Origin of the sequence: Aequitasia blattaphilus (assembly GCF_024721305.1) — a bacterium.
Taxonomy (GTDB): domain Bacteria; phylum Bacillota; class Clostridia; order Lachnospirales; family Lachnospiraceae; genus Aequitasia; species Aequitasia blattaphila.
The window spans coordinates 16,780-28,555 of the sequence record NZ_JAMXOD010000027.1; the positions used below are offsets into that span (position 1 = coordinate 16,780).

The 11,776-nt window shown below is 37.5% G+C and carries 8 protein-coding genes and 1 tRNA gene; 5 read left to right on the forward strand and 4 right to left on the reverse strand.

Translation table 11 applies throughout. The features are described 5' to 3' along the window. Positions 1 to 38: 38 nt before the first annotated feature. The 3 genes from NHH15_RS13745 to NHH15_RS13755 are packed head-to-tail and all read right to left on the reverse strand — an operon-like array spanning position 39 to position 3,193. Positions 39 to 1,142 carry a hypothetical protein gene (locus NHH15_RS13745; protein ID WP_262067227.1) on the reverse strand — a complete coding sequence of 368 codons (1,104 nt, stop codon included), beginning with the start codon at positions 1,140 to 1,142 and terminating at the stop codon, positions 39 to 41. 1 nt (position 1,143) lies between these two features. Next, the gene (locus NHH15_RS13750) at positions 1,144 to 2,520 is read right to left on the reverse strand and encodes a sensor histidine kinase (RefSeq protein WP_262067228.1); all 1,377 of its coding nucleotides are present in this window, start codon (positions 2,518 to 2,520) and stop codon (positions 1,144 to 1,146) included. Next, complete coding sequence (locus tag NHH15_RS13755; RefSeq protein WP_262067229.1) at positions 2,513 to 3,193, reverse strand: response regulator transcription factor; 681 nt, start codon at positions 3,191 to 3,193, stop codon at positions 2,513 to 2,515. The genes NHH15_RS13750 and NHH15_RS13755 overlap by 8 nt, the downstream gene beginning before the upstream one ends. 317 nt (positions 3,194 to 3,510) lie before the next feature. Between NHH15_RS13755 and NHH15_RS13760 the strand changes: the two genes are divergently transcribed. From NHH15_RS13760 to NHH15_RS13770, 3 genes are all read left to right on the forward strand, one after another. Beyond that, positions 3,511 to 4,020 (forward strand): hypothetical protein, encoded by a 510-nt coding sequence (locus NHH15_RS13760; RefSeq protein WP_262067230.1) that lies wholly within the window; start codon positions 3,511 to 3,513, stop codon positions 4,018 to 4,020. 817 nt (positions 4,021 to 4,837) lie between these two features. Then, a complete protein-coding gene (locus NHH15_RS13765) occupies positions 4,838 to 6,472 on the forward strand; it encodes a GH3 auxin-responsive promoter family protein (protein ID WP_262067231.1) in 1,635 nt (544 codons plus the stop codon). Next, positions 6,469 to 9,012, forward strand: a complete 2,544-nt coding sequence (locus NHH15_RS13770) for an HD domain-containing phosphohydrolase (RefSeq protein WP_262067232.1) — start codon at positions 6,469 to 6,471, stop codon at positions 9,010 to 9,012. Before NHH15_RS13765 ends, NHH15_RS13770 begins: the two co-directional genes overlap by 4 nt. A gap of 35 nt (positions 9,013 to 9,047) precedes the next feature. Here the strand turns inward: NHH15_RS13770 and NHH15_RS13775 are convergent, their stop codons facing one another. Continuing rightward, entirely contained in the window at positions 9,048 to 9,833 is a 786-nt protein-coding gene (locus NHH15_RS13775; protein ID WP_262067233.1) for a hypothetical protein, read from the reverse strand. Positions 9,834 to 10,029: 196 nt separating this feature from the next. Here NHH15_RS13775 and NHH15_RS13780 point away from each other — a divergent pair, with 196 nt between their 5' ends. Together NHH15_RS13780 and NHH15_RS13785 are read left to right on the forward strand one after the other, a co-directional pair. After that, positions 10,030 to 11,520 (forward strand): helix-turn-helix domain-containing protein, encoded by a 1,491-nt coding sequence (locus tag NHH15_RS13780; RefSeq protein WP_262067234.1) that lies wholly within the window; start codon positions 10,030 to 10,032, stop codon positions 11,518 to 11,520. A gap of 64 nt (positions 11,521 to 11,584) precedes the next feature. Beyond that, a tRNA-Ser gene (locus tag NHH15_RS13785) sits at positions 11,585 to 11,672 on the forward strand. The last annotated feature ends 104 nt before the right edge of the window (positions 11,673 to 11,776 follow it).

The window sequence follows — 11,776 nt, forward strand, 5'->3', positions numbered from 1 at the left end:
AGAACGCCTTTCCAAAGCGCTCTCTTTCCTAATCCTTATTATCTTCTTCTACTTCTCCAAATATACACCAGGGGTATCCCTGTCAATATTAAAAACACTCCCACTCCTATTGGAATAAGCGACCCATGGTCTCCTATCTTTAGCTTCCGTGTTACATAGGGTTCCTTTTTAAAGTTATTGCTCTTATTTTTTGCCTCTGACACTAAGTTCTTCTCAGCCTCATTATCCACTTGAGTAAGAAGCTCCCCACCTTCAAAATCAATCCTATAGGGCAGCTCTACTTGAGCATTTCCTTCATTCTTTGCGATACGAATATTGGCAACACTTCGAATATAGTCTTCCAGCTTATTTTCTTCAAGTAACTCCAGATAGTCCCTAACATTTACAACCACTTCCCGCGATGATGTTGAATACTCTCCTCCAGCCTCTTTGGCTGTTGCAGATATTCCTGTTACTAAAACACTCAGAATCAGAAAAGGAAGAAACCACTTTTTCTTTCTCTTCTTCTTTTTTGTCTCTCCCGTATCCTTTAATACCCGTTCCAGCTCCGTTCTCTCTCTTCCCATTAATATTCCAATGGCTATAGTCAACAAAACCGGTGCCATCATTAAAAGTAAAAAGACAACAGAGAATATAGTTCGATATTGAATTTCCCAGTTCCGCTCTTCAAATTCTCCCGTAATATTTACGTAATCCTTCTGACCAAAAATCTCTGTTCCGTTGGCAAAAGCACAAACCATCAGCTTGGTTCCCTTTGCTGTTTTAAAGGTTACATGGCGCTCTATACTGTCCAGCTCCTGAACTTCCACTTCGGTAACTGCCACCTCGCTGCCATCTTCCAGAGACCAGGCCTGTACACCTGCCGTCTTCACCAATTCTTCAACCGTCAGAGATTTTATATCTTCTTCTGTGTGCTCGAAATCATAACCGTTAATCCCTTCCTTTACCTTCTTGTTAAGAATGGTTTTTTGGTCAATAACCGTTACTTTAACCGGCTCAACAATTTTGGTTTCTCCATCCATTGCAATAGCATTAATAATATAAGTGCCCGGTGCCACAACCTCTTCCTCTGCTTTTACCTCAAAGAAGCAAGTCAAAAAAACTGCCAATACTGCCACCGTAAAAAATCTTATCTTTCCCACTTTAACACCCCTTGTCAGGAAGAATAAGCTCTGTTATAACCGTATGATCGTCAAACCGATAACTACATTCTCCCCCAAGATATTTGGCCAATTGGCGAATGAGATATAATCCATTCCCACTACTGTGTACATTTCCCGAGTCGGAAACGTAGGCCTCACTTACCATATCATACTTCATACCAATCTGAATTCTTTGTATATTCTTTTCATCTGTATTATTATAAGAAAGAATTACAATCTGATTTCCTCTTCGTTCCATTGTAACTTCAATTGAGGATTCTTCTAATGAATACAGAACCATATTCGAAAAAATATTGTGAAACAACAGCTGAACTCCTACTTTATTCTGTGAAAACCATTCTTCCTCGGCTCCTTCAAAAAAGAAACTCATTTTCTTTCTTCGCATCTCAGCTACATGATGCTTTTGGGTTGCGTATACTACTTTTACACCGTCAATCTTCTCAACCGTTTTATCCAGACTGTAAACATCCTCCCGAAGAACCTTTAGGATGCCATTAATTTCCGTTAGAATTTCAACCGATATATCAATATTTCTTTTGAGCATCGCTCTTTTATGCTTGTCCTGCTCTGTCTCCAGCTGTATCTCATTGTCCGTCTTAACATTATAAATAGGACTCTTTAGGTCATGAACCAAAGCCCTTGATAGTTGGATGGTATTTTCCAGATGCTCTCTTTCCAATGCCAAATCCATTTCAAGGACTGTGTTTTTTGTTCTTACCGCACTCAAAGTCTTTCTTTGTTTTAAAAAGAAATTCGTTAATCGTGCATTTAAAACATCACTATGATTTTCTGAATGCCCGTCATCAATCTCATTGTTTTCTGCCTTTTCAATCGATTTTGCAATTCGCTGAAGGGGAATCAAGAGCCGAAACTCAAACCAGATGATCAGAACCAGAAAAATCAAATATACAACGACCACAACAACATTAATTTCAAATAGAAATCCTTCCATTATTTTAACAAAAGGAATTTGGTAAATCACATACCACAACCGGCATTGCTTTCCATTGATTTCTACTTTTTCTGATTTTTCCAAGACCTTTGCATTATCATTTACAATTCCATGAAGCTTTGTACCTGCTTCTAAATCTAAGGTTCCATAGATTTTATTATCGTTTTCATCATATATCATGACCTCAATAGCATACTGGGCTACAAGTTGATCGAGCTCCTTTGCCATATCATCAGAATATACACATTCCAGAATGTTCTCCTGTAAGTTTGAGATATAACTCCGTTCTTCACCTCGGTACTTTTCTCTAAAATTCACAACACTACTTATAATAAGCCATACAATCAGCGCGTAGCATATAATCGAGATAACTAACAGCTGTCTACTATACCTCTTACTACTCATTCCATTTATACCCAAATCCTCTGACTGATGAAATACTAAACAGCCCCATCTTTGCACGGAGACGCTTTACATGACCATCAATCACCCTTAATTCTACATTTTCAATTTCTATCGTCCAAAGCTTTTCTGCTATTTCTTCACGGCTTAAAGCTACGCCTTTGTTCTCTAAGAACAGCACCAGCAGCTCGTATTCTTTTCTTGTAACCTCCACCAGCTCATTGTCCTTATAAACCTGTCGCTTCTGTGTATCAATTACAAGATTTTCTTCTTGGGATATCAGCTTGCTTCCCACTGATCCCTTTTGTACAATTTCTTTTCCTAATAAATCCTCTATATATTTAACGGTTATATTCAAGCTTTTGTCTTTACTAAGGTAGTGGTCAACACTTACTTCCAACGCCTGCAGCTCAATGTCCTCTTCCGGAAAAGCCGTTAAAATGATGCTTCGTATTGCTGGATTAATTCCTTTTAAAATAGACAGCATCTTAATTCCATCCATCTCATCCATACGATAATCCGAAACAACCAAATCATATGGCGCTTTCACGTATGATGCCACAGCCTCAACTGGACTCGATACATAAGTTACCTCGTAACCTTTTTTCTCAATCTCGCTTTTTAGGTTGTTCGCATAATGATCATTATCTTCAACCAACAAAATTCTACTTGTCATTTCTATTGCCTCCATATAGTAATATCCCCAATCACATTCTAACATCTTTCCTTCCCCACTGGAACACCCCAATTTTTATTATCGTTTACCTCTTTTCACACGATTGACACAATCTCATATTATCAAACATATTTTACGAATTCAAACACATTTCGAACACCTTTGTTTGCTTTGTGTTTTTTGTGATTCCTCTATGCTTTTTCCATATTGATTTATTGATCCTGTCACAATTTAAATAATTTCTTCCAACATATCTTTGTAATTTTAAAATTAATCTGATATATTGAACTATATTTCAATAAAGGAGTGAAAAAACAATGAATAAAGGAATAATTCTTTCAACACACACATTAACCAGTGATTTTACAATTCGAGGGAGGATAAAAACAATCATAATCGGGTGGGTTATCTTTCTGGCAATATTTGCCCTTTCCAAATACCCGCCTTTACAAAAGACTTTAATTAACTTCGCCTTAAAGATGAATGTTCCATGGGTTACATCCACGGTCAATTTCTTCGTGAATGGGTTATGGATTATTTTTATACCCATGTGTACCGGGACACTAATTACACTATTTTCAAAGCAAACCTTTGATACCATTCTGGTCTATGAAAATGGCCTTGGTTTTCTGAAATCCAGTGCCGAAAATGAGTGCTATATCCCCTATTCCCAGATGAAGTTTTCTTATGGAAAGTCTACTGCAAGCTTTTGGATTACTGCAAAAGAGGCACAATTACGTAACCGTATGTTCTATTGGAATAACTTTACCGATGGTAACCTTCTTGAAACCAACTTAACAACATACACAACGATTTCCCCTTACTAAACAGTTTCCGAGGTAACAGGTGTCCCTTTCTTAAGCCAGACACCTGTTACCCTTTTTTACGAAAAAATTCATTACAAAACACTACAATTTGTGGTATAAACAAAACAATCGTGCTAAATGTGTCATTTGTGAAGAATAATCCGAATAAACCTTGTAATTCACAGAACTTTTTAGTACAATAGCAATACAGTATGTACAATTCAAATAATTATGAATTTTGCGGGGAAATTGCTATGTTCGGTATAATATTTGGCCTAATTGGGTTTATTTGTTACATTATTTATGATATAAACGCTATAATTTGGAAAAAGAAGGTGTTTTTCTCTTTTTTCTTTTTGGGTTCAATAATTGTTATCCTTTCATCCCTCTATTCTTATACAACTACCTATGGAGAAGCTGGATTCTCAGAGAGGGTCTTTTTGATGTTTGTTTTCTCTCTCTGCTTTTTTCTCCTCTTGATATACACTCTATTTTTTGCACTGCCATTTCAAAAAACTTATCGCGATCATGCCGAGATTCCTAGCGTGTGTGACTCTGGTGTTTATGCTCTCTGCCGCCATCCCGGGTTTCTTTGGTTTCTTTTCTTGTACCTATTTTTAGGTCTAACACTTAGAGCCTCGTATTTTATATACTTTGGACTCTTCTTAAGTGCCTGCAACTTTTTTTATATTTGTTTGCAGGATATTTACGTATTTCCAAGACAGTTTAAAGATTATCAAACCTATAAAAATCAGACCCCTTTTCTAGTACCGAGTTTATCCAGTATTCGAAAATGTCTTAGAACTATTACAAGGAGGGTTTAGGAGGGAGTATAAATATGAAGTTTGAGGAAAAACTTAATGAGGGTAACAAGCAGGAGATTTGGGATGAGTACTGTGGTTTTCTGGATCTATCTATGGAAGATTATATGACGATACAAAAAAGGCTTCTGCTAGAACAGATTGATCTTTGGTCTAAGAGCAGACTGGGGCAAAAATTTTTAAAGGAAAAAACCGTTAGTGATATCGAGGATTTTCGAAACACAATTCCCATCACCACTTATCGGGATTACAGTGATGTTCTTTTACAAAAGAATAAGGATATGCTTCCCCAGGATCCTGTTTTGTGGATTCAAACCACCTGGGAAGGAGGCACAAATCCCGTTAAAGTTGCACCTTATACCAAAAGTATGCTGGAGACTTATAAAAAGAATATGATGGCATGCTTTCTTTTATCCACCAGCGAAAAGAAAGGGGATTTCGATATCTCTGCAAAGGATCATATCCTATACGCTTTAGCACCCCTTCCCTTTGCTACCGGCATCCTTCCCGTGTTATTAAAGGAAGAGATTGACATCAAATTCCTTCCGCCTGTGGAGGAGGCTCAAAATCTTTCTTTTAGTGAACGCAATAAAAAAGGGTTCAAACTGGGGCTAAAGCAAGGCATCGAATTCTTCTTTGGTCTGGGAAGCGTAACTTATTACGTAAGCAAAAGCTTTGCTTCTTTAAGTGGCGGCGGACAAAAGGGTGGGTCTCTAAAGCAAACCTTAACAGGGGTTTCTTTGGATCGTCTGCTGAAATACGTGAAAACTCAAAGAAACTGCAAGAAAAACGGAACCTCGATGGCTCCCAAAGATCTCTTTCAATTAAAAGGCTTTATGTGTGCCGGAACGGACAACCAATACTATAAGGATGATTTAGAAGACCTTTGGGGTATTCGCCCCATGGAGCTTTTTGCTGGAACAGAGCCTACCATTATTGGTACAGAAACCTGGACCAGGTCAGGGATGTATTTCTTTCCTGACGCATGCTTTTATGAATTTATTCCAGATGACGAAATGGAGAAGAGTTTGGCAGACCCGTCTTATCAGCCCAAAACTCTTTTAATGGATGAAGTTGTTCCCGGAGAAAAATATGAAATTGTTTTAACTGTTTTAAAGGGTGGCGCCTTCGTAAGATACCGGGTTGGTGATATGTACCGCTGTGTCGGAAAAACCAACAAAGAAGATGAAACATTTATTCCCAGATTTCAATACGTTGACCGAATCCCTACAATAATTGATATTGCTGGTTTTACAAGAATTACAGAGACCTCCATTGAAACAGCCATGGATTTATCTGGCTTAAATATTCAAAACTGGGTGGCACGTAAGGAGTACCTGGATGAAAAGAGACCTCTTTTGCACATTTTTGTAGAAATGCATAAAGACTCTATGGTTACAACTGGAATGAGTCAACAGATTATTAAAGAGCATCTCAGTATTTATTTCCGCTATCTGGATCATGACTATAAGGATTTAAATATCATTTTGGGGATGGATCCATTAAAAATAACCCTTGTAAAACATGGGACTTTTGAACAGTTTGAAACGGAGGGAGATTCTTTTAGCCGAAAAGTAAATCCACCCCTTTCAGAAATGAATCATTTTCTTCGTATTCTATCAGGCATTCGAGAAGACAGGAGGTTTAAATGAATAATTACGAATGGGTCTCAATACTATGCGTGTTCTGCTATACATGTTTATTAATGACTTTTATTCCAGCTATTGGAAATAGGATGGTGCGCTCTTTCTTAGGAATACTTCTCGCCATGCTTCTTTGGACCGGTGGTTCTTATTGTATGCGCCTTCAACTATTCCCTTCGATTGATTTTTGGTTTCACACATCGATTCTAGGACTGTTTATACTTCCTTATGCATTTCTTTTATTCATACAGGAATATGTCAATCACAAGAACCGAAAGGGAAATTTGATTTGGTTTCTTCTCCTTGGCGTGTTGTACGTTTTCAATGTCGTAACCGAGAAAGTAATTCCCGCACCACGGATTGAGCAAATTGGAGGAACACAAATTCGCTTTATCTATGATTTCAATTGGATGGTGTCTTTGGCATTTATCGTATTTTCTTTGGTTCTGCTTCATATGCTTGGTCTTATATTGATTGCCGCTAAAAAAGATAAGCATTATCGGAAACAGCTCGTTCCGATTGAAATTGGTATTTTCATAATGTTTCTGGGACATGTCTTTTTATTGTTTCCTCTTTTTCGAGGATTTCCTACTGATTTGCTCTCCGGATTCTTCAATGCTATTTGTATGATTTATGCACTATCCAAGAGAAAGTTGTTTCGGTTACAGCTTCTTGCTTCACGAACCTCTTGCTACTCCATCACTGGTTTAATTGTGCTGTTTTTTTCATACTTTATTGTGAGCGGGATTGATTACTTCCCCAGCTCCCATGACAAATCCTCAAGCATTAAAATTATGATGGTTTTTGTTTTCCTGATTTTGATTAGCACCATGATAATTTATCAATTAGTAAAGAAATTTCTCAGTGCAATCTTTATACGTGAAGAGTTGCGAAAATCGGAGAACTTAAAAGAGTTTACCCATAGCGTCACAAAGACTTTAAACGTGCAGGAAATATTGGAACAGCTGGCAAGTGTAATTCAGCAAACCGTCAAGGCTAAAAATGTATACATTTGTGTGACAGATAACGAAGGGAACTATACTATGCAGCACAGTGCTACTTCTCTTGGTTACAGTTCTTTCGTATTAACAAAGTCTCACCCCATCCTTTCTTTCTTAAAGAAAAATGATGGCTGCATCAGTTACCGGCGCTTTAAAAGGACTCAAAGTTATAAGTCTATGTGGGAACAGGAAAAAAGACTCTTTAACGATTGGGGTATTGAATATCTTCTCCCTCTAAAAACTGAGGAGGATCTTGTTGGTATTGTTCTTTTGTCTGCAAAAGGTAAAAGTGAGTACACCCATGAGGATATTGATTTTCTGGTATCCATTAGCTCGGTTAGCTCGATTGCCGTAAAAAATTCAAAGCTCTATGAAAAGGCCTTTGAGGAGGCTCGGCGGGATGAATTAACCGGTCTGTTTAATCGAAAGTGTTTCTTTGGCACTTTGGATGTTCTTGTTGAAAAATATAAGGATAAATCCTTGGCTCTTGCCATTTTGAGTATTGATGATTTTACGCTTTACAATCAGTTATACGGTGCAAAAGAAGGGGATATTGCTCTGCAAAAGATTGCCCGCATCATCGAATCCACCTTGGGAGAGGATGGTTTTGCTGCCAGATACAAAGGAAAAGTGTTTTCTCTTATTATGCCGGAATATGATATTTACAGAGCTAAAATGACTGTAGATAAAATTTGTGAGCAGGTAAAAGATATTAATTCAACTGCAGACAATTATCGGCTGAAGGTATTGACCTTAAGTGGTGGAATTTGCGGAATTCCCTACACCGCTTCCAATGCACAGGAGTTATTATACAATGCAGAGCTCTCCGTCTATAATGCAAAACGCTCTGGCAAAAATACCATCAAGGTGTATTCTGTCAGTGATGAGAATACCCAGACCGACGGCCAATCCCAAAGCAGTCTGTATAATAGTCAGGCCTACAGTGAATATGCACCTACAATCTACGCCTTAACTGCTGCAATTGATACGAAGGATCACTACACCTTTGGTCATTCAAAAAACGTGGCCTATTATGCAGCTGAGCTGGCAAAGGGGCTTCATTTAGATAGCGATCACGTGGAAATCATTCGTGAGGCTGGACTTCTTCATGACATTGGCAAAATTGGAATTCCTGAGGATATTTTAAATAAACCTGGAAAGCTTACGTCGGAAGAGTATGAGATTATGAAGGGACACGTAGAAAATTCCATCGGAATTATTAAGCATCTTCCTTCTCTTGATTATGTAATCCCTGCTGTTATCGGACACCACGAGCGTTATGATGGCAGAGGATATCCCCGAAGAATTGGCGGGGAGGACATTCCACTTTCTGCCAGAATTTTGTGCATTGCTGACAGCTTCGATGCAATGATATCCAAACGCTCCTATAAACAGTCTATGCCTTTGGAACGTGCCCTTAGGATTATGAGGGAAGAATCCGGTAAGCAGTTTGATCCTGAATTAGCACCTGTTTTCATCGAACTGGTAGAATCCGGCACAATACAAGTGATACACTCAGAGTTGCTTTCCATTTCAGGAAAGAACTAAATCAGGAGAGCACAGCTTAACCTCTGTGCTCTCCTTTAAATTTTTAATTCTTTTTCCATTCTTAAATACGGTTCAAAATACTTACTTTCTGCCTTTTTCCGTTCTGCAATTGCGATTCGTTTGTCTTCAAATTCTCCCAGCGTATAGCGTTTTCCCTTGAAGGTGATGTAAGATACCCACTTCTGCTTTTTGTTTTTACTAACACCAACAATTCCACTGGTATTGTTCCTTGGTTTTTTTCTTCTTAGAGTGCTGACTGCAACGCCCTCTATTCGCGTAAGGGAGTCTTCGTGCCGCAAGTGTCCACAGCTTTTTGTGTGACCACTTAATAAGTTCTTTTTACTGGCCCATATTTCTTTTCCACAAGAGCATTGACAAAGAAAAGCCTTTCTTTCATCACTATAATCCTGAACAGTCAAAGACTCAAAGACACTTCCAATCAATTGCTTTTCCTTATGATTATGACATTGAGTGACATATCCCCGGGCCAATTGTCTCCGGGATGCATAAACCGTCTCTCCACAACTGCATTGGCATTCCCACACTACACAGCCTTCTTTTCGTTCCTCTGTTTTTTGAATCACCCTTAGCTCGCCATATGTTTGTCCTGCTAAATCAATATAGGTCTTTCGGTTTTCCCGTTCCAAATGTCCGCAGCTTTTTGTTCTTCCATTTTTTAAATTTGTGTAGAAACATTCTTTTTCTTTTCCACACTCACACTTTACCTTACATTTTATTCTTTTTTTCTCATCTCGATAAGCAGATATTACCTCTAATTGACCAAATCTTAGCCCCATCAACTCATCTAATTCGATATGCATAACGCTTACTCCTTCATTTAAAATATCATTTTGTATATGGCTTCATTATATCTATCTCTCCTTCTCTATTTTTATCAGTTTTTTCTGTATTTCATTAAATTTTTGAGAATTTTATAGTATTATTCTTATTTTCTTGTTTTAAGGGAAATCAGTTACTATAATGTATGGAAATAGAGAAAAGTGATGGTATATAATTATGGAACTTTTTAATTTAATTGAGAAGAAGGATCGCCTTCAAATTTCGATTATCCGCTATCTTTTAGATGTGGATATGCATGCGAATATTACGGATTTAATGAATCATCTTGAGGTTACGCCCTTTCGATTTTATGATAGTTTAAATGAGCTCTCTCTTGTTTTGTCTCATTTAGAACTAGACTTAGAAATAACGGTGCGGCCTGAAGCAAATAGTATTTCTTTAAAAAAATCAAATCATACCAATTTAAATATGCTTTACTATTACTATTTGAAACAATCCACAGACTATAAACTTTTTACCTATTTATATCAACATCCCAACTATTCCATCTATGAGTTATCCCAAGCCCTTTCCTTGAGTGAAGCATCCATTTATCGATGCATTGCCCGGCTCAATACTTATCTTGAGGAGTTTGATATTAAAATACGGGGTGGAAAAATCTATGGAGATGAACTCCAGGTGTCTTACTTTTTCTTCAAATTGTTTTGGAATTCAATTCCTTTAAACAAGATTGATGCGTTGGAAAATGATGAGAGCAGCCTGCTTTTCATAGAACTGTTAGAGAAGAGACTTTCACAGAATTTTACCGCAACTACAAAGGCAAAGTTATGTTTATGGATAAAGATTTTAAAAACTCGTACCAAAAAAGAAAACCCAATTGAATCAAAATGGGTTCTCAATAAGATTTGCCATGAACAGATAAACGACCCTATTTATCAGGTTGTCCGAGATGTCTATTTCTTATCGGCCAATCATTCTTCCCCATGCTTTGAGTATAAGGTTGCATATCTGTACTTATTTGTATCTGCTTTGTTCATTTTACAGCCGGAGAATAATCTGCTTTTAGACTCCACTTATTGGGGTACCTTCAACCCTCAAGTAATTCAACTGAATGAAAACGTTGTCCAGGCAGTGAAAGCAAAGTATCACATTGATGTCCATGAAGTTGACCCTGAGTTTGTCCGCAATTGGAAGTACTTATTAACACAGCTCCACAGTACAATTCTTTTCTTTAAAGGAAATATTACATTTTTTGACGATAAAATCTTATTTGATCGTTTAAGGGAGGAAAATAATCTTTCCAAAAATAGTTCTCTTACAGATAGTATTTTACAGGGCACTGAAGATATACTTGGGTTTTCTTTACCGAAAGCAGCCAGAACCTGGTTGGTCTCTATTCACTCCTATTTTATCAGTCAGATGCGCCTTTTCTCCCAGGCCCGTATTTCAATTGGGATTTTGTGCAATCGAAATAACTTTCAAACCAATATCATGCTGGAAAGTATTGATAAGGATTTTAGCAATAAGTTTTCCATTCACTCAGAAAGAGCCGAAACAGGACGTAAATACGACATTCTGATTTCTGATTCTGAGTTTTCTACTAACTTATATTCTTTTAAAGATTTGTATATTATTAATGATTTTAAGACCCAGGCTGATCAAAGGGCATTGACTCTTTTATTAAAAAAGTATACTCAAAAGGGGTAAAAATCACTTTTACCCCTTGTTCAATCTACAACAAATCATTATAATAAGAAAGTATTAATTTTTTGGAGAAGTATCGAAGTGGTCATAACGAGCCGCACTCGAAATGCGGTTGTCCTTCATTGGGCACGTGGGTTCGAATCCCACCTTCTCCGCTTTCTAAGTCAAGTCGATAATTTACATAAAAATGTTTAACACTAATATTTCAACTACTCCTACTGCCCATGCAACCGTAGAGGTTACAGACCATATCTTAAGC